Source organism: Winslowiella iniecta (assembly GCF_001267535.1).
Classification (GTDB): domain Bacteria; phylum Pseudomonadota; class Gammaproteobacteria; order Enterobacterales; family Enterobacteriaceae; genus Erwinia; species Erwinia iniecta.
Genome location: NZ_JRXE01000004.1, coordinates 162983 through 181739, shown reverse-complemented (window position 1 = coordinate 181739; position 18757 = coordinate 162983). Strand labels below are relative to the sequence as shown.

Annotated in this window: 19 protein-coding genes; 8 read left to right on the top strand and 11 right to left on the bottom strand. The window is 50.0% G+C overall.

Features of this window, described 5'->3' with window-relative positions; genetic code table 11:
• Positions 1-86: 86 nt before the first annotated feature.
• Complete coding sequence (ychF, locus tag NG42_RS04095) at positions 87-1178, top strand: redox-regulated ATPase YchF (RefSeq protein WP_052897987.1); 1092 nt, start codon at positions 87-89, stop codon at positions 1176-1178.
• A gap of 247 nt (positions 1179-1425) precedes the next feature.
• Here ychF and NG42_RS21840 read toward each other — a convergent pair whose 3' ends face one another.
• The 4 genes from NG42_RS21840 to NG42_RS04070 form a co-directional block, all read right to left on the bottom strand.
• On the bottom strand, positions 1426-1689 hold the full coding sequence (locus NG42_RS21840; RefSeq protein WP_072133160.1) for a hypothetical protein: 264 nt from the start codon (positions 1687-1689) through the stop codon (positions 1426-1428).
• Positions 1658-2185, bottom strand: a complete 528-nt coding sequence (locus NG42_RS04085) for a DUF2778 domain-containing protein (protein WP_052897985.1) — start codon at positions 2183-2185, stop codon at positions 1658-1660. Before NG42_RS04085 ends, NG42_RS21840 begins: the two co-directional genes overlap by 32 nt.
• A 226-nt stretch (positions 2186-2411) precedes the next feature.
• On the bottom strand, positions 2412-2810 hold the full coding sequence (locus NG42_RS23315; RefSeq protein ID WP_053115609.1) for an AAA domain-containing protein: 399 nt from the start codon (positions 2808-2810) through the stop codon (positions 2412-2414).
• Positions 2811-3203: 393 nt separating this feature from the next.
• Positions 3204-4385 (bottom strand): YbfB/YjiJ family MFS transporter, encoded by a 1182-nt coding sequence (locus tag NG42_RS04070; RefSeq protein ID WP_053115610.1) that lies wholly within the window; start codon positions 4383-4385, stop codon positions 3204-3206.
• 114 nt (positions 4386-4499) lie between these two features.
• On the opposite strand from NG42_RS04070, the gene NG42_RS04065 reads away from it, so the two are divergent.
• Positions 4500-5279, top strand: coding sequence for a helix-turn-helix transcriptional regulator (locus NG42_RS04065; protein ID WP_052897983.1), 780 nt, complete (start codon positions 4500-4502; stop codon positions 5277-5279).
• A gap of 349 nt (positions 5280-5628) precedes the next feature.
• On the opposite strand, the gene NG42_RS04055 is transcribed toward NG42_RS04065, so the two are convergent.
• Positions 5629-6513, bottom strand: a complete 885-nt coding sequence (locus NG42_RS04055) for a LysR family transcriptional regulator (protein ID WP_052897981.1) — start codon at positions 6511-6513, stop codon at positions 5629-5631.
• Between the two features lie 93 nt (positions 6514-6606).
• On the opposite strand from NG42_RS04055, the gene NG42_RS04050 reads away from it, so the two are divergent.
• On the top strand, positions 6607-7860 hold the full coding sequence (locus NG42_RS04050; protein ID WP_053115611.1) for an MFS transporter: 1254 nt from the start codon (positions 6607-6609) through the stop codon (positions 7858-7860).
• 54 nt (positions 7861-7914) lie between these two features.
• Here the strand turns inward: NG42_RS04050 and NG42_RS22580 are convergent, their stop codons facing one another.
• Entirely contained in the window at positions 7915-8064 is a 150-nt protein-coding gene (locus NG42_RS22580) for a hypothetical protein (protein ID WP_156321999.1), read from the bottom strand.
• 52 nt (positions 8065-8116) lie between these two features.
• Between NG42_RS22580 and NG42_RS04045 the strand changes: the two genes are divergently transcribed.
• From NG42_RS04045 to NG42_RS04035, 3 genes are read left to right on the top strand one after another with little or no spacing between them, the layout of a single operon-like run.
• Positions 8117-8788 (top strand): RraA family protein, encoded by a 672-nt coding sequence (locus tag NG42_RS04045; protein WP_052897980.1) that lies wholly within the window; start codon positions 8117-8119, stop codon positions 8786-8788.
• Between the two features lie 31 nt (positions 8789-8819).
• Positions 8820-9476: an RraA family protein gene (locus NG42_RS04040; RefSeq protein ID WP_052897979.1), complete on the top strand. Its 657-nt coding sequence runs from the start codon at positions 8820-8822 to the stop codon at positions 9474-9476.
• Positions 9477-9486: 10 nt separating this feature from the next.
• Positions 9487-10818 (top strand): MFS transporter, encoded by a 1332-nt coding sequence (locus NG42_RS04035; RefSeq protein WP_052897978.1) that lies wholly within the window; start codon positions 9487-9489, stop codon positions 10816-10818.
• A 1-nt stretch (position 10819) separates the two neighbouring features.
• On the opposite strand, the gene NG42_RS04030 is transcribed toward NG42_RS04035, so the two are convergent.
• The 4 genes from NG42_RS04030 to NG42_RS04010 form a co-directional block, all read right to left on the bottom strand.
• The gene (locus NG42_RS04030) at positions 10820-11713 is read right to left on the bottom strand and encodes a LysR family transcriptional regulator (RefSeq protein WP_053115612.1); all 894 of its coding nucleotides are present in this window, start codon (positions 11711-11713) and stop codon (positions 10820-10822) included.
• 304 nt (positions 11714-12017) lie between these two features.
• The gene (locus NG42_RS04020) at positions 12018-12596 is read right to left on the bottom strand and encodes a C40 family peptidase (protein ID WP_053115613.1); all 579 of its coding nucleotides are present in this window, start codon (positions 12594-12596) and stop codon (positions 12018-12020) included.
• A 181-nt stretch (positions 12597-12777) separates the two neighbouring features.
• Complete coding sequence (locus NG42_RS04015) at positions 12778-13179, bottom strand: hypothetical protein (protein ID WP_052897976.1); 402 nt, start codon at positions 13177-13179, stop codon at positions 12778-12780.
• Entirely contained in the window at positions 13158-14525 is a 1368-nt protein-coding gene (locus tag NG42_RS04010; protein ID WP_052897975.1) for an MFS transporter, read from the bottom strand. Before NG42_RS04010 ends, NG42_RS04015 begins: the two co-directional genes overlap by 22 nt.
• Positions 14526-14614: 89 nt before the next feature.
• On the opposite strand from NG42_RS04010, the gene NG42_RS04005 reads away from it, so the two are divergent.
• Positions 14615-15502, top strand: a complete 888-nt coding sequence (locus NG42_RS04005) for a LysR family transcriptional regulator (RefSeq protein WP_052897974.1) — start codon at positions 14615-14617, stop codon at positions 15500-15502.
• Positions 15503-15549: 47 nt separating this feature from the next.
• Here the strand turns inward: NG42_RS04005 and NG42_RS04000 are convergent, their stop codons facing one another.
• On the bottom strand, positions 15550-16200 hold the full coding sequence (locus tag NG42_RS04000) for a DUF421 domain-containing protein (RefSeq protein ID WP_052897973.1): 651 nt from the start codon (positions 16198-16200) through the stop codon (positions 15550-15552).
• Between the two features lie 516 nt (positions 16201-16716).
• Here NG42_RS04000 and NG42_RS03995 point away from each other — a divergent pair.
• Positions 16717-18747 (top strand): choline transporter, encoded by a 2031-nt coding sequence (locus NG42_RS03995; protein ID WP_052897972.1) that lies wholly within the window; start codon positions 16717-16719, stop codon positions 18745-18747.
• Positions 18748-18757: the final 10 nt, after the last annotated feature.

Below are 18757 nucleotides of genomic sequence, written 5' to 3'. Positions count from 1 at the left end.
CGTGTATAATGCCGGAAGTTTTTTCTATGTCATTATTGAGGTATTTTAAAATACCTTGATTATCAAGCTATTAAGGTGATTCAAACATGGGATTCAAATGCGGTATCGTGGGCCTGCCTAACGTGGGTAAATCCACCCTGTTCAATGCGTTGACCAAAGCGGGGATTGAAGCAGCAAACTTCCCGTTCTGCACCATTGAGCCGAATACCGGCGTGGTGCCGATGCCTGATTCACGTCTCGACAAGCTGGCTGAGATTGTTAAGCCGCAGCGTATTCTGCCAACCACGATGGAATTCGTTGATATCGCGGGTCTGGTAAAAGGCGCATCGAAAGGTGAAGGTCTTGGCAACCAGTTCCTGACCAACATTCGTGAAACCGAAGCGATTGGTCACGTGGTGCGCTGCTTCGAAAACGACAATATCATTCACGTTTCCGGCAAAGTTAACCCGGCGGACGATATTGACGTGATCAACACTGAACTGGCGCTGTCGGATCTCGACACCTGCGAACGTGCTTTGCAGCGCGTGCAGAAGAAAGCCAAAGGTGGCGATAAAGACGCGAAAGCAGAACAGGCGGCACTGGAAAAATGCCTGCCGCATCTGTCCAACGCGGGCATGCTGCGTTCACTGAAACTGGACGAAGATGAAAAAGCCGCCATCCGTTACCTGAGCTTCCTGACGCTGAAGCCGACGATGTATATCGCCAACGTCAACGAAGACGGTTTTGAAAATAACCCGTATCTGGATCAGGTGCGTGCGATTGCCGAGCAGGAAGGTTCCGTCGTTGTACCGGTCTGTGCCGCAGTAGAATCTGATATCGCCGAACTGGACGACGCCGACCGTGACGAGTTTATGGCTGAGCTGGGTCTGGTAGAGCCAGGTCTGAACCGCGTAATCCGTGCAGGTTACTCACTGCTGAACCTGCAAACTTACTTCACCGCTGGCGTGAAAGAAGTGCGTGCATGGACCATCCCTGTTGGCGCAACCGCCCCGCAGGCCGCCGGTAAAATCCACACCGACTTTGAGAAAGGCTTTATCCGCGCTCAGACCATCGCGTATGAAGACTATATCGCCTATAAGGGTGAGCAAGGCGCGAAAGAAGCCGGTAAGATGCGTTCAGAAGGTAAAGAGTACATCGTTAAAGATGGCGATGTGATGAACTTCTTGTTTAACGTCTAAATCTTTATTGTTTCATGAGGTTTCATTGAATCTTATGAACGTCATAAAAACTGATAAAATCCACGCAGTTGCGTGGATTTTTTTATTTCTGAAGTGCAACCCAACGGCAAAAAGCATGTATGCGTACACCCAGCGCCGTCTGTTAATTCTTCATCTGATTGAGGAATCCTGCCCATCATTTTTTAAATGGACACAATTTTTGGAGCACTTTTCTGCCAGACCTTCAAGCTGTCGCCCGGTTCATTTTTCATTGGCGCTTGTTCAGATAAGATTCTATAAGACGAATGGAAATTTGGTAGCTGACGAAAGTAGTCACCGCGCTGATAACAAGCAAGGCGACACCGACAAAGCCATCAACATCGTTCTCCCCAAATAGACTGGCTGCATTATTCCAAAATCTGTATTCCCCCTTCGTGACAGGATCTGATGGCCTGACAAGTAAGAAAGTCAGTATGAAAAAAAACACGCCAAGCAGAAATCTAAACCCCGTTGGGACACGTCTCACTGCCATTCAAAATCACCTCAATCGTTCCATATGACATTAAGCCGTTTGGCAACTTAGTCTGTTGTGTGGATAGCAGAGCTTGCCTTACTGTCAAAAAATCGATTCGGTGCTGGAAAGTGATGCACCCCAGCGATATACCCATTGGCCCAGGTGGATGAAGGCGGAAATTTCCTCTTTCAACGCCGTTAATCCACGTATGGTCATCAATCATACCGTCATCTCTATAGAGGGCGAACCACTCATACTTAATTACCGGTGTAGACGTTGGCCAGGAGTAAAAGTCATGAAGGTCGGCGCGGATTACCCCCTTCCACCCGCTACCAGGTCGCTTAACTATGTGGTAACGACCGTCAGGGATAGGACCGAGATTGGGAACTCCAACACAACCAGCACGATTGCGATACTGATCCTTTCCAGAATACGCCATAAATGTACCTACTCCGTATATCAGCAAGGGGCAGAAGTCGGCATCATTTACAACAAATTTTCCTTGAAGCGGCATGTGATATGTCTCCTTAGCTCGTTAAATCCATTAACGATTAGGGATTATATCATGCAAAAATCACACAGTAGGATGTGTGGAACTGGAACGGGACTTATATCACTATCCAGTGGTGACTGTTTAATTACGCGTTTCGCGCTTCTGCGATCGCAATACCATTCTCTTTGTATGCGTACACCCGGAGCCGTCCGTTAACTCTTCATCTGACTGAGGAGTTCGCGTTGCATCACTGCACCATGTTTTCCTGGCGGAGATGGTCAGGAGAGAGATTGTCCCTGGCAGGCAAGTTTTTCGCCAGCGTCGAGAAATACCGCAGTTCCTGCCATTGCGAACGATCCCCTACAACATACAGCCGCTGCTTAGCTCTGCTCACCGCAACGTTGAGCAAGTTTGGACGACTGGCCGCCCACGCTCTTGCACCAGGTTTTTGCAAATTACCCCCCAACACTAGCACCACAATATTGGCCTCTTTACCCTGAGTGGTATGCACGGTTCCCGTCTTGCGCGTGTCAAAACCCAGAGGTGAAGCCAGACGCCATAATTTCCGGGAACAATCTTTGAAAGGCGAAATCAGGAAAATATTCTCAGGCTGAACAGGGTGAATGTTTTGTAGACCGAGCAGCAATTTTTAGACAGTCTCGCCCTCTTCCACAATCCAGTTCCCTTCGCAGTTTTTACCAACCACATCAATCCAGCAACTGTCCGGGAGTGACGTTGCAGTCCTTTTTTCCCATGAACCATCAAACCATCATATGCAATCCGATTGCTGATATTGAACATCGGATCATCGTAGCGACGATGAACACGCTGCGGGTACCCAACCCAGGCAGCTCCTTTATCAGGATCCGGGAGATGTGTTCCCAGATCCATCGACTGGTCAGCAAGAATTTGTGCAGAGACTTCACTGGGCCACCAGAATGGCGGAACATTAAAGTATCGGCCAGTGAGGCTTCAACTATCGCTTTGCTGTCAGCATTTTCCCGCTGCGTAAATACCAAAAATCTACCACGGTTAAACGCTACGCTTCCTTTCGGATCAGCAAAAGCACACCGCAACCTCCGGCGATAAGCGCAGCGGCCGCCAGCAGCAATGCAGGCTCCAGTGATGAAAACAGCGCCACACAGGCAGATGACACCAGAGGCCCGATCAACTGGCCAGTTGCGTATCCGGCGGTCAGCATACCCACGGTTTTCGCCATTTCACCGGTTGAGACTTCCCGCGCAAGACGCATCGACAGCTGCATAATCGACAAAAAACAGAGTCCGGTCAGTACGGTGGAAACCAACAATCCTGCTGCGTTATTTGCCACCACCGGCGCAGCCACCCCAATACCCTGCACGATCATGGCAAAGGCCAGGCTGATACGCGTATTAACCATCGAGGCAAACAGGATCACCAGCAATACCCCCGCCACCGCTGACAGCCCGAACAGCGGCCAGAAAAACGCCGCCTGGCCACCGCTACTGAAAACCGCGTGCGCCATTTGCGACAGGAAGGTCGCAGGCAGAATGTAGCCAAAGCCGGCGAGCGTATACACTCCCAGCAGCACTTTAAGATTACGTCCTGCGGGTGCTGCCGCGCCCTTCTTCTGCACGCCAGGCAATTCACGCGGCAGGCGGCGGAAGATCAGCAGAATCGCGGCCAGTGCGACAGCGCCATACACGTACCAGGCTTCCGATGAGTTGAAGTGATAAGCTGACATGATCCATGCCAGAACGCCCGTCAACGTGATGCCGATGCCAGGGCCGCTAAATACTGCCGCAGAGAGGCGCGGCGCATTTTTTGCCGCCAGCTCCAGCTGTGTCCAGGAGGTGACGATAATCAGCGCCCACGCGCCGCCGACGCCAGCGACAAAGCGGAACAGGCATTGCAGCAGAAACGACGATGTTGCACCCGAAAGCAGCGTGACCAGCATCGCGGCAGCCAGCCCCGTTTTAAGATAAACGGTGTGATTTCTCTTTATCCGGCTGACGTGAATCGCGCCCAGTAAATAACCGATATAGTTCATGGCGGCGAGGATGCCCGCACTGGACAGATTCAGAAATCCGTCGCTAATCATTACTGGGATCTGCGGAGTGAGTGAAAAGCGGCCGATTCCCATCACCACCACCAGCGTTAATATCCCGGTGAACATGGTGCTGACGCTGCCGGTGGCTAAGCGTCTGGTATCTGCGTTGCCTGGTATCTGTTGCGATGACATAATTCAATTTTTCCCGTGACTACTTTATTCTGTCCGTTAATCGTAAGTGCTAACCACTCCGGGAAAAATGGGGGGGTTTATCCTATGACAATAAATCATAGTCAGGAGAGTCCGATGTCCCGAAACCAGGACGTGAAATATTTTCTCACCAGGCGGCGTGAGGCGGTCAGCCCTGCCGAATATGGTTTTGCCACGACAGGCCGCAGAGTGAAAGGTCTGCGTCGGGAGGAGGTCGCACAGCTGGCCGCCGTCAGCGTCAGCTGGTATACATGGCTGGAGCAAGGCCGAAGCATCAGCATTTCCCATGGTGCCCTGCAGCGCATCGCCCGGGTGCTTAAGCTCTCCCCGGTCGAGCAGGATTACCTGGAAGATATTGTGCTCGGTCACAGGCATTCGCCCGCCAGAACCAGCAGGCAACTGCCTGAAGAGGTGATCGCCATGGTTGATGCGCTTAACCCGCACCCGGCGTTCGTTCGCAGCGCCAATATGGATATTCTCTACTGGAATGAGGCGGCCAAAAATGAAATTTTTGACTGGTCTGCGGTAGAGGCGAATGACCGAAACTCCCTTAAATTAATGTTTATCAACAGCGACTACCGGAAAATTATCCATGACTGGGATACCGCGGCAAAGCACACGATTTCGGCGTTCCGCTCAAATTATGCTGCTGGCAAGCAGACTGAAGAGTTCGAAGCCGTAATATCCACCCTCGATCAGCAAAGCGCGGATTTTCGCCGTATGTGGAATTATCACGATGTCAGCAAAATTGGCACCGGGAATAAAGCCATTATCGGTAAGGATGGCAATATTAGCCGTTACACCTACACCTCACTGGAGGTGGAGAACCTGCCGGGTGTGTTTGTCCTGTTCTATCTGAAGACGCCGGGCAGCTGACCCGGCTGAGAAGTTTCTGCCGGTGGTAATGCTGCCAAAAAACAGGACTCAGTTAGCTTTTATGATGTGCAGCGCTTTTAATTATATTTTAATGCGGGTAAAAAAGTTAAAGGTAAAAAAAGAAAACCTTCCCTGCCTGGTTGGGTTAAATATCAGTACCGCGCTGGCATTTATCTCATTTTACGTTTCAATTTCGCTTATTCCTGCCTCCATCGCGGCATTTCTTTGATCGTGGATTCACAGGCTTTAGGGTAATCGATAGCGTTCAGCAGTGATGCTGTTCCGTTGATATTCTCCGTACCCGATGGTAATCCCTCTTCCTGCCCTCCACCCTATAACAAAGGTTCAATTACAACATTTTAACCAGTGCCAAAAAGTTGCTGGCGGGCGCGCTGAAGGCTGACGCGTTCCAGGCGGCGGCCAGCCCAATCATCGGCGGCGGCGATTTGAGATGTTTAAATACCACGCCAGACAAGGCGAGCTGGCGCATGGATTCCGGTACCAGCGACACCCCCAGACCGGCAGCGACCACCGACAGTATGGAGACAATATGCGGTGCAGGTTGTCCTTCAGGCGGTTCAAATCCCACCTTACGGCAGGCAAGGATCGCCGCGCCTCTGAGACTGGTTCCCGTTTCCTGGGGGGTAAGAATAAAGTTATCGTGTTGCAACGCCGCCAGCTCAACCTTTCCACGCGCTTTCGCCAGCGGGTGTGCTAACGGCAGCGCCGCCACCAGCGGTTCCTGCAAAACGCGATGGCTGTCGATGCCTGCCGGCAAGGAACTTTCCTCCCTGATAAACGCAATATCCAGCTGATTTTGCAACAGCGAATCGATCAGTGCCAGCGAGTTCGCCTCGGTGACATTCATATGCACGGCGGGAAATGCCTGCCCGAAATCTCTGATGCACGCGGGGATGACGGGATTAAGCCCCGCCGTGCCGGTAAATCCCAGCCTGAGTATTCCCGTCTCCCCCATCGCGGCTCTTCTCGCTGACGCTATCGCGTCTGATGCCAGCGTAGTGACCGGTTTAATCTCCTGCAAAAAAGCGCGACCGGCCTCGGTCAGTTGCACCCCTTGTGCTGTGCGGTTGAAAAGCGGATAGCCAATCTCATTTTCCAGATCGCGAATTTGCATACTCAGTGGCGGCTGACCAATACCGATGCGCGCGGCGGCACGGGTAAAACTCTTCTCTTCAGCCAGCATAAGAAAGTAGCGGATATGTCGCATCTCCATACTTTTTATATATACCTTTATGCATCTTCATATATTGGAAATATAGCATTGATTGGCGTAGTTTTGCCTGATAAATCCCCGTCAGGAAATACCATGAGTGATACCGTGAATGAGAATAAGTCTGAATATGCCCGTATCGATGAACAACAAAGCATCATTTCCCCCACCACCATTGCACGCGGCACGCCGGAATATCGCCGTGCCGGGCTGGCTTTCTTTCTGTTAGGCTTCGCCAGTTTTTCATTAATCTACTGCGTGCAGCCGCTGTTACCCGCCTTTACCCACGCCTTTTCCGTCACTCCGGCGCAGAGCTCACTCGCGCTGTCCCTGACCACAGGATTACTGGCCCTGTCAATATTACTGGCTGGGGCGTTTTCACAGGCGGTGGGTCGGCGTGGCCTGATGTTTAGCTCTATGGCGCTGGCCTCAATATGTAATTTCATTGCGGCCGTGGTGCCCGACTGGCACATGCTGCTGATTGCACGCGCGGCGGAAGGCGTGGTGCTGGGTGGCGTGCCGGCGGTGGCGATGGCATGGCTGGCGGAAGAGATTGACAAGCGCCATCTGGGAAAAACCATGGGACTGTATGTCGGAGGAACCGCGTTTGGTGCCATGATGGGTCGTGTGGGGATGGGCTTATTAACCGAGTTCACCTCATGGCGCATGGCGATGGCAGTGCTGGGGGTGTTATGCCTGATCGCCGCCGTCGGATTTATTCTTCTGCTGCCAGAGTCAAAAAACTTTCAACGTAAACCCGGACTGAATCTGCATTTCCATCTGAAAACATGGTCTCAGCATCTGAAAAATCCTGCATTACTGCGCCTGTATGCAACGGGATTTTTCCTCACCAGTATCTTCGTCACATTATTTAATTACGCCACGTTCCGTTTATCGGCTGAACCTTTCAGTTTTAGCCAGACGCAGGTGAGCTTAATTTTTTGTGCCTTCGCTTTTGGCATCGTGTCCTCCTCCGTGGCGGGCGGTTTGGCCGACCGCTTTGGTAAAAAACCGCTGTTAATCACCGGCTTTATACTGATGCTTGCCGGTGTGCTGTGCACCATCCCTGCGAGCCTCGCCAGTATTATTATCGGTATTATTCTGGTCACTACCGGCTTTTTTGTCGCGCATTCCGTTGCCAGCGGCTCTGTCGGCCCGCTGGCCGGCAGTACACGCGGGCACGCTTCGTCTCTTTACTTACTGTTTTATTATATGGGATCGAGTATTACCGGCTCTGTTGGTGGCTGGTTCTGGTTGCATGGCGGCTGGAATGCCATCGTAGGGCTCACCGTCGCGATCTCAGCCGCTGGACTCTTTTTAGCGCTGTTTGCTAAACAGAATAACAATTAGCACACTGCCCCTCTCTCTCACTGGCGGGTCGGCTGAAAAGCCGACCGCTGACATTTATTTTGATTCTTGTCGCAAAAAAAGCATCGCAGCCTGTCGATAAATAAAAAAATTAATATTTAAATTCAATGCATTACAAATAACCCCCACACTATTTTTGCCTGCACGCGTCAGATTCATTTTTTTTGAACTTACATCCATTTTCACCCAATTGTCTCCTGAGCCCTGATGAGAAATCATGATGTAAAAGGAGACACTGATGACACAAACAAATCTCACACACAGTATCGAAAAAGCCCGTCAATTAACCACGCCAGAACTTTCCGATGCGCTGGATTACTTTTCTCTGCCGGGTTCCTTATTGGGAATTAAACCGATCACGGCTAATCAGGCGATTGTTGGCCGCGCATGGACAGTGCGTTATGTCGCGATCGATCACGATCAGCCCGGCACAGTGGGCGATTTTATCGATCAGGTAAAACCGGGAGACGTCGTGGTCATTGATAATGCCGGACGCCTGGACTGTACCGTCTGGGGCGGAATTTTAAGCCAGCTGGCTGCGCAAAAAGGCATCGCCGGCACGGTAATCAATGGTGTATGCCGTGATACCGCCGAAGCTAACGCGGTGAATTATCCACTGTATGCCCTGGGTAACTATATGCGCACCGGTAAAGATCGGGTGCAGGTCGCCGCAGTCTGTGAGCCGATAGCCATAAGCGGTGTGCTGATTAAACCGGGCGACCTCGTGGTTGCCGATATTGATGGCGTGGTGGTGATCGCTCAGCAGCATATTGAAGCGGTGGTAAACAGAGCCCTTACCATGCAGAAAATTGAGCAACAGATTCTCGACGATGCCCTAAACGGAATGACCCTCTCTGACGCTCGCAAAAAACATCATTATCACCTGCTGCAACGCAACCCTAATAAATAAAAACCACCTTTTAATTAACCAGGAGCATCCGATGATCAATAACCCCGTCCCTTTATCTGCACAAACCATTGATCTGTTAAAACAGCTTGGCACCGCCACGGTATATGAAGCGCAGGGAGCCTTTGGTGCCCTGGATTCAGGTATTAAACCGCTTAGCCCGACGATGAAAATGGTCGGCCCGGCATTCACCATTGATATGCGCCCTGCCGATAATCTGATGATTCATTACGCCCTGCTGCATGCCAGGCCTGGCGATGTGCTGGTGATCGAGTGCAAAGGTTTTATGGAAGCTGGCGTCTGGGGCGACGTACTCACTACTCAGGCCATGACCCTCGGACTGGCGGGCATTGTGGTTAACGGCGCGGTGCGTGACGCTCAGGCGATTGTTGATCTGCACTTCCCGGCCTTTGCCCGCGGTTTATCCATTAAGGGCACCGGGAAACATCAGCCAGGAGCAATTAATATTCCGGTGACAATTGGCGACTGTGTGATTCACCCCGGCGACATTGTCATTGGCGACAGAGACGGCGTGGTAATTGTGCCGCCCGCTACGCTGGATCATGCCATTTCCCAATCTGTCGCCCGTGAAGAAAAAGAAAGCAGATTTAAAACCGCCATTGAACAGGGTGCCACGACCGCTGAATTAATGCATTTAGCAGAAACCTTCCGGCGTTTTCATTTAGAGTGAGATTACATTTATGAGTACACGTATTGAACTCGCGCCAGCTCAGCAGAAAACCACCCACCACCGCTGGTGGGTGGCTACCCTGTTTTTTCTTATCTATACGGTTGCCGCAGCGGATCGCGCAAACCTCGGGGTAGCGCTGCCGTTTATTCGTAAAGAGTTCACCATGACGAATACGGAAGCAGGCGCACTGGCCAGCCTGTTTCTTATCGCCTATGCACTGGTGCAATTACCTTCTGCCTGGCTGATTTCACGCTTTGGCGTGCGCAAAGTCTTTACCACCTCCATGGTGCTGACCTCAGTGGCAACCGGGCTAACGGGGATGGTGGGTTCCATTTTTCAGCTGAAAATCTGCCGGATGTTGCTGGGCGTCGCCGAAGGACCGCTCCCGATTGGCGTGACATCCACCATCAATAACTGGTTTCCATCACGTGAAAAAGGCATCGCCTCAGGCATTTTTCTATCCTCAATAAAACTCGGCCCGGTGCTTACCCCGATTATCGGTTCGCTAATCATTACCCACTGGGGATGGAAAGAGATTTTTCTGTTTTTCGCCTTACCCGGCCTGCTGCTACCGATACTGTGGTATTTCTTTGTCGCCGATAAGCCTGAAAACTCTCGCTTTACTAATGCGGCAGAAATCGATCTGATTAACGAAAAAGCAGCGGATGCACGACAAAAACAGCCGCAAGATCAGTATAAAAAAATCGCCTTTCTCGATGCACTGATTCGTGTGCGGCCGGTAAAAACGCTGAACAGCAGCGGTCAAATCTACCGCTCATGGAATGTGTGGGGATGTAGTCTGGGCTATTGCTTCCAGCTCGGCATCTCCAGTTTGTTGCTGGCATGGATCCCTACCTATCTGCTGACAGAAAAACAGTTCTCGGTAATGGGAATGGGCTTTGTCGCGGCGGCTCCGTGGGTTGGCGCGGTACTCGGGAATCTGTTCGGTGGCATTATCTCCGATAAAATGCTTGGTAAACGCAGAAAGCCGGGGATGCTGATTTCAGCAATTTCGACCTCGGTAATGATGCTGTTTCTGATTTACATCCCGGCCAATCCACTTATCTGCGCGTTATTATTGTTCTTAACCGGCCTGCTACTGAGTATTGGATTTTCGGCGTATATGGTATATCCGATGTCGTTTATCGCCAGGCGAAATTTCCCCACCGCTAACGCTATCGTCAATATGGGGGGGCAGCTTGGAGGGGCAGCAACACCGTTTATCGGTGGATTGATCCTGGACTATTACGGCTGGAACACAGTATTTGTCTTTATGTCCATTATCTCAATTCTTACCTTTATTATTGTGCTGACAATCGAGGAGCCGATGAAAACCGCATAGGTTACGCAACCACACGCTTTAATACCTCTATAAATGCATCAATATGTGTACCGCTGTTGTCTGGATTGCTGATGGCGTAAATATAGCTGTTTACTTTAAAGTCCTCGATGGGGATAAACAGAATATCCTGGCGATTATCAGGAATGGCTGATTTACCAATTAAAGTCACGCCTAACCCTGCGCCGACCAGCGCCAGTGCGGTATGAATTTCAATTGCGCGATGTGAAATGATTGGCATACATTGATGAGCGGTGAAGTAATCAAGAATTTTTTGCGCAAAACCGCTGCGATCATCTTTTGGATAACTGATAAAGGGGGAATGACAGAAATCATGCAACGTTAAAAACTTTTTCTTCGTTAAATAGTGTTCGCGCGGAATGGCGGCGAATAAGGGATCAATCAGTATCAGGTGATGGTTTAAATTATCCGGCACGATGCAGTCACCTTCAAACTCGCGCGTGATACCAATATCAATCGTTTGATTCTGTATCATTTCCGGCTGATATTCTGACAGTACCTCCGTCAGATTAAGCGTAATATGACTATTATTTTCCGTAAAGGATTTAATCGCTTTCGGTAACAGATTCACCATAATCGAGCGCGGAAAGGCAATATTTAATACTGTATCAGCACGGGTGATAAACGACCGGGTTTCACTTTGCAACTTATGAAAATCATATAACAGCTGCTGGGCGCGGGGATAAAAGAAATTACCCAGTTTGGTTAATGACATTGGCCGGGAGCTGCGGTTCAGTAATTCACCGCCCAGCTCCTGCTCCAGCGCGGCTAACTGCATGCTGATCGCGGTTGGAGCAATAAAGAGTTGCTTCGCCGCCGCACTGGCGCTGCCGGACTCAACGATTTGACAAAAATAACTCAGTTGCTTGATATTCATTATTTCACCCGGTCAAGATTAACTATCTTATTGTATTAATGATCGGACATCGTCGCCTGGCAAAGGATGATGCGGAAATTGATCATAATTCTCGACAGACTTCCAATATCAAAACCCTCATCAATTAAGATTTTGCCTGGCGAAATATACATCCGAACCTGTGTGATATTCAACTCACACAGGACAGCGTGAGGACTGGTGTTACTTTCGCTGGCAACGACGAGCATCAGATTTACGGCGCAAGGCAGAAAGAAGAGCATATTGGTGGAACAGGGCATTAAAGACCGATTGACAGCTGCATCGGTTAGTTTTTGGCTAACTGACCTTCATCATCGGTATAGTTAAATGTAATTTGCGCCCCCTTCTCTTTCGGCAACCTTCTGGCTTCGAGAAAAACGGATTTCCAGTAAGGATTATTCAGCGAAGAGCGCATCACGCCTTTGCTTGCCGAGGCATGAAGAAAGTGTTTATCCGTATCATAAAAGCCCACATGCATCTGCCGATGAATGCGGAAAAACACCAAATCTCCGGGTTGCAGATGTGCAGGTTCGATTTTTGTACCCATCAGGATCAGCTGACTGGTGGTGACTCTGTCCATTGGCAGATTAAATCTGTCTTTCAGCGTGCGCCAGACAAATCCGGAACAATCCACACCGGTTAATTCAGTTCCGCCCCAATGATAAGGCGTACCTTGCCATGAATGCATTTGATCGTGAAGTGCGGCAATCACCGGAATAAGATCGGTGTTTTTGCTGCGGTAAAGCGTGTCCGCTGAAGGGTGATTTAGCGTTTGCTGGTCACTTACCGGCTTATGGGAAGTACAACCGGCCAGCGTCAGAAATGACAGAAACAGTGCACGATTAAAGAGTGTTAAATTTGTCATTCCCTGAGCCAGTCTGGATGAATTACTTGCAGTGACGTTATTTTAGATAAGGGATCAGCGGAACGCCAGGTTAAAAACATTATATTAAATGACTGGAATTTACAGAGGCTTACATTAGATTTGCGCTTAACCACGCCGGTGGCGAAACCGGAATCATGCGGCTTCGCCATCAGTTAAGCCGTTACTGCGCTATCGCCGTTTCATGAAGATAGCGCCAGACCGGCTGTCCGTTATCAATATCAATGATTGCCAGCGACCAGCGGGACTGGACACTTCCCTGCCAGTGATGCGTTTCACGATAGCGGCACACCACGCTTTCTGCGGTTTCAGCCAGCGTTTCACAGGCGTCAATCTCGATACGTAACTCTGGTCGTCCCGAGGATTGTTGACGAAACAGGGTTTCTACCTCTGCCAGGCCAATAAGCTGACCTTTAATCGTTATCATGCTAAAGGATGCACTGAAACTGCTGAGCAGTTTCTCCAGCGTGGACGGATGCCCCGCGCGCCCGGTAAAGACGTCTTCTATCCATTGATGAAGTTCGATGACGCTCTGGTGAGCAGTTAACTCTTTTTCTGATGGCATAAGGACTCCGGTTGTGGAATAAGCTGCTTAAGCCTGAGCAGAGGCAATAACCCCAGCCCGGCAGCAATAAGAAACGTGTAATGATAAGCCGAGGTTATGGTGGTCTGTTGTTGCAGCAGATTAACCATAAGAGTAAAGAGCGCCGCCCCGATGCTGAATGACATCTGGCGATTCAGATTCCACACCGTGCTGGCACGAGCCAAACGCTCATCGGTAAAGTCGAGCATCGCGGTGGTCTGGGCAGTACTGGCGCCGATGCCCCCGCCCGACCCCATCAGCAGGTAAGCGATTATCAGTAACGGCAGTCCATGCGCGCTGCCGACCAGCGACAGCAGTGCGATACCCGCGGCATGCAGCAACAGTCCGGTGAGAAACAGCGGCGCGGCGCCGATACGGTTATATAGCCGTCCACCCGTCATCATGGCGCAAAAAGCCCCGGCGGCATACAGTACCATCATCAGCCCGGTTTCGCTGGCGGACCAGCCCAGCACCTGTTGCAGGAAAAAGATGCTCAGTAAGTTTACCCCGCTAAAAATGCCGGGTATCGCGTGATAGATCAGTACAGAGAAGCCCATGCGGGGATTAAGCAGCACGCTTAAATCCAGAATGGGATCGGCTTTCCGCCGGTAATGCCTCAGATACCACAGCGCCAGAACGATTCCGGTCAGCAACAGTGCCAGCGCTATCTGATTGCTGACCGCAGCGGCATAGCACGACATGCCCAGCAGCAGTGCCGTCAGCGTCAGGCTTACCAACACTAAGCCCGCAAGATCGGGGCGATGCGCGGTGGTTTTTTCGGCTCTGATCCACAGTAGCGCCAGCGCTGCGGTGATCAGACTAAACGGAATATTGCCAAGGAAAACCCAACGCCATGAAAAGTGATCGACTAACGCTCCACCAACAGCAGGCGAGCAGGCCGGTGCTATCAGCGCCACCGCCATAATCAACGTCGATATTCTGGCGCGCTCATCTTGTTTAAACATGCCCACGGTTAAGGCCTGGCCAACCGGAATCAGCAGGCCACCGCCCACGCCCTGGATAAAGCGGAACAGCGTCAGCGAGAAAAAATCAGTCGACAGACCCGAAAGTAACGCCCCGATACTAAATATCACCATCGACACCATCATGGTAAACCGTGCACCTGCCAGACTGGCAATCCAGTTGCTGAGCGGAATAATCAGGGTTAAACCGAGAATATAACTGTTTGCCACCCAGACCACGCTGGATTCAGAAATATGCAGTTCGCGGGAAATATCAGGCAATGCAATGGCTGACATAAAAATATTAATGCAGTCAATAAAAAAACCGGCTAAAAAGATAATGGCAACACGATAACGATATGTCATTTTGACCTCCGGCACGGATTCTGGATGACTTGACGCTGACTGTCGATTAATATAAATTAAACTCGATGTTTACTAAAATTTAACAGTCAATGTTTAATCACTTAAAACAGATTCAGACGTTTATCGCGGTAGTCGATTGTGGCTCTTTCACGCGTGCCGCCGAGCGACTTTTTATCAGTAAGGCGATGGCCAGTATTCACGTTAAATCCCTTGAGGATCTGTTGAATATTCCACTGCTGATCCGTAATACCCGCGGCATCACGCTGACTGAGGCGGGTGAGACCTTGTATAATGACTTTCAGCAGATATTTCTCACGATCCAGACCTCTCTGGAAAATATCAGTGAAAGTCATCGTTCACTTTCTGGCACCCTGACGATCACCTCGACGGCAGAATTTGGTGAAAAATACCTGCTGCCGTTAATTGCTAAGTTTTGCGAAATTCACCCGGCTTTAAATATCAATTATTTTGCTGATGCCTCTCTTAATGATTTAATTTCTGAACGACTTGATCTTGCCATTCGTCTTGGCACCTTGCGCGACTCCACATTAAAAAGCCGTAAACTGGCCAGTTACCCGATTGTAATGGTGGCATCCGCACAATGGCTCAGAGATAATCCGCTTCACTCACTCGCTGATTTAAATTCCGCACAATGGATTGCTAACAGCAACTTAGCGACGCCGACCCAATGGACATTGTGCCACGCTGAGCGGGAAACCTTTGAGCTGCGGGCGACCGCCCGATTTTATGCGAACTCCTCATCATCGATAAAAGCGATGGTAAAATCCGGGCTGGGCATCGCTATTCTGCCGGAGTGGCTGGTCAAAACGGAGAGAGCCACCGGAGAACTGGTGCAGCTTTTTCCAGAATATCGCCTTCCGCAGCAGGACATCACCGTCGTCTTTGCCGGCGATCATCGTATCCGGCTCAAGTGCCGGCTGTTTATCGACTACCTGATGCAGAATCTGCACTTGTGATAAAGCTGTAATCAGCGCTTAATCGCTGATTACAGCTTCAGGCCACTTTAATGGACAACTTCGCCATTATTCAGGATAAAAATCACGCGTCCTTCCCAGAACTCTGCAATAAATATCTCCTCTTGCTGAATCTCTCTTTTATTTATTTCATCATTAAGCCAGTTCTCATCTTTATCCACGGCATGGAGTGCATAACTTCTGACCTTCCCCTGCTTCATAATGATGACTGAAGGCATCACATCTTCATCACAGATCACCGTCAGCTGACCGTTAGGCTCAATCTGTGCATAGGTTACGCTCTGGAATGAGTGAACACCCTGGCAATGAAGTTGTGAGGTAATATTCAATATGTCGATTTTATTCTTTTTCTGCAGGATGTTATCCATCAGGAATCGTCCTTTTTTGATAATCGGTATCGGTTCACCGATTGCCACAATACGAAAGAAACTGATGTGTTTCGTCACCGAATTAAGCAGTGAAATTAAGCTGACGCCAATCAGCAGAACAATAAGATACTGATAAAGTGGGATGGTATCACTGTAGATAACGCCCCCAATCACACCACCCAGCACAAAGTTGCCAATAAAATCCACCGGGGTCATTTGTGATAGCTGGGTTTTACCTGACAGATTAAGGTGAAGGATAACGATAAAAAAACCGATAATAAATTTAACCAGGACTATTCCATAGTATTCCACTTTGATTCCCTCTTGCTGAACTAACGGATTAACGGCCGGTCTGAGATCTGAGCCAATACGGATTAATCCTAAGAAACAGTCTCCTCGTCTGCACAGATATGATAAGACATTCGCTAAATCCCTGCATCGCTTTAACCGATGCAGTGTCAACCGCTGAGCAAAAATCAACCAAATCCGCATTTCTTCAGAAACTGCTGATTTACTCATCAGTGACCCGGCTGGCGTCTCAGGCCAGTTGTGCTGCGGCATCCCCCGTTTAGTAAATCTGCCACCAGCAATCAACCGGGTAAACTTTTTTATATTGACCGTTCAATATAAGAACCAGAGCTGTTAGTCTGAAGGCGTGAATAATTTCAGTCATAAACGAAATGGCGTGCCAGGATTAATGTCTGTTAAAAACGGTGATAAACAACGAGTACACGGAAGAATTGAAGGGTTATCCCTGTTTCCAGACATGGTCTGGCGTGTAAGTCTTACTCACTGAGAGATTTGTAATCGCATAACCAGAGGTAATTGATGAATAATCCACCTGCCGAAGAGAAAGACAGAATCAACCCCGTGGTGTTCTACACCTCAGCCGGGCTGATTTTAGCGTTTTCTTTGATGACTATTTTTTACAGCGATCTGTCAGCCAGATGGATTCTAAAGGCAGTAAACTGGGTATCGGCAACATTTGGCTGGTATTACATGTTAGCGGCCACAGTCTATATCGTTTTCGTGCTGTTTGTTGCCTGCTCGCGCTTTGGCTCCATAAAACTTGGCCCTGAACAGTCGAAACCGGAGTTCAGCGTACTCAGCTGGGCCGCCATGCTGTTTGCTGCGGGCATCGGTATCGACCTGATGTTCTTCTCGGTCGCAGAGCCAGTGACGCAATATATGCAGCCGCCTGAAGGCGCCGGGCAGACCTTTGAAGCTGCCCGTCAGGCGATGGTATGGACCCTGTTCCACTACGGTCTGACCGGCTGGTCAATGTATGCGCTGATGGGCATTGCACTGGGCTACTTCAGCTATCGCTACAATCTGCCGCTCACCATCCGTTCGGCGCTCTACCCTATTTTTGGCAAACGCATTAATGGCCCGATTGGCCATACGGTGGATATCGCCGCCGTCGTCGGCACCATCTTTGGTATCGCCACCACGCTGGGTATTGGCGTCGTGCAGTTAAACTACGGTCTGAAAGTGCTGTTCGACATTCCGGAAGGCCTGGGAGCGCAAACCGCGTTAATTGTACTGTCGGTGGTGATCGCGACGATTTCCGTCACCTCGGGTGTCGACAAGGGTATTCGTATTCTGTCAGAGCTGAATGTCGCCCTGGCGTTAGGTTTAATCCTGTTCGTGCTGTTTGCCGGTAATACTGAATTCCTGTTAAACGCGCTGGTACTCAACGTTGGCGACTATATCAATCGCTTTATGGGTATGACGTTAAACACCTTTGCTTTTGACCGGCCTGGTGAGTGGATGAACAGCTGGACCCTGTTCTTCTGGGCATGGTGGGTGGCCTGGTCGCCGTTTGTTGGCCTGTTCCTGGCGCGTATCTCCCGTGGCCGTACTATCCGCGAGTTTGTGCTTGGCACACTGATTATTCCGTTTACCTTTACCCTGCTATGGCTCTCAGTGTTTGGTAATGCCGCACTGTACGAGATCATCCATGGTAACGCGGGATTTGCGCAGGAAGTGATGTCGCATGCTGAGCGTGGTTTCTACAGCCTGCTGGCGCAATATCCGGCATTTAAATTAAGTGCGTCGGTCGCCACCATCACCGGTATGCTTTTCTATGTCACCTCGGCAGATTCCGGCTCGCTGGTACTCGGTAACTTTACTTCGAAGCTAAAAGATATCAACAGCGATGCGCCAAACTGGCTGCGCATTTTCTGGTCAGTCACCATTGGTGTGCTGACGCTGGGAATGCTGTCGACTAACGGTATCACTGCACTACAGAATGCCACGGTCATCATGGGTCTTCCGTTCAGCTTCGTGATCTTTTTTGTGATGGCAGGATTATATAAATCACTGAAAGTTGAAGATTATCGCCGCGTAAGCGCCAACCGTGATACGGCACCTTATCTGATAAGCGGGCAGGATCGCCTGAGCTGGAAAAAACGGCTTTCACGCTTAATGAATTATCCGGGTACTCGCTATACCCAGCAGATGATGGAAACCGTGATGTTACCTGCCATGCAGGATGTGGCCAAGGAGCTTGAACTGCGTGGCGGAAGAGTGACGCTGGAAAACCTGCCGCCCGCTGATGATGAAAATCTGGGCCATCTCGAATTGCGTGTCAATCTGGGAGAAGAACAGGATTTCGTCTATCAGGTGTGGCCGCAGCAATACTCGGTACCGGGCTTTACCTATCGCGCGCGTAGCGGTAAATCTACCTATTATCGTCTGGAGACTTTCCTGCTTGAGGGCAGTCAGGGCAATGATTTGATGGATTACAGTAAGGATCAGGTCATTATTGATATCCTTGACCAGTATGAACGTCACCTGAACTTTATTCACCTGCATCGTGAAGCACCGGGGAATAATATCACCTTCCCCAATGTTTAATTAGCAGAAG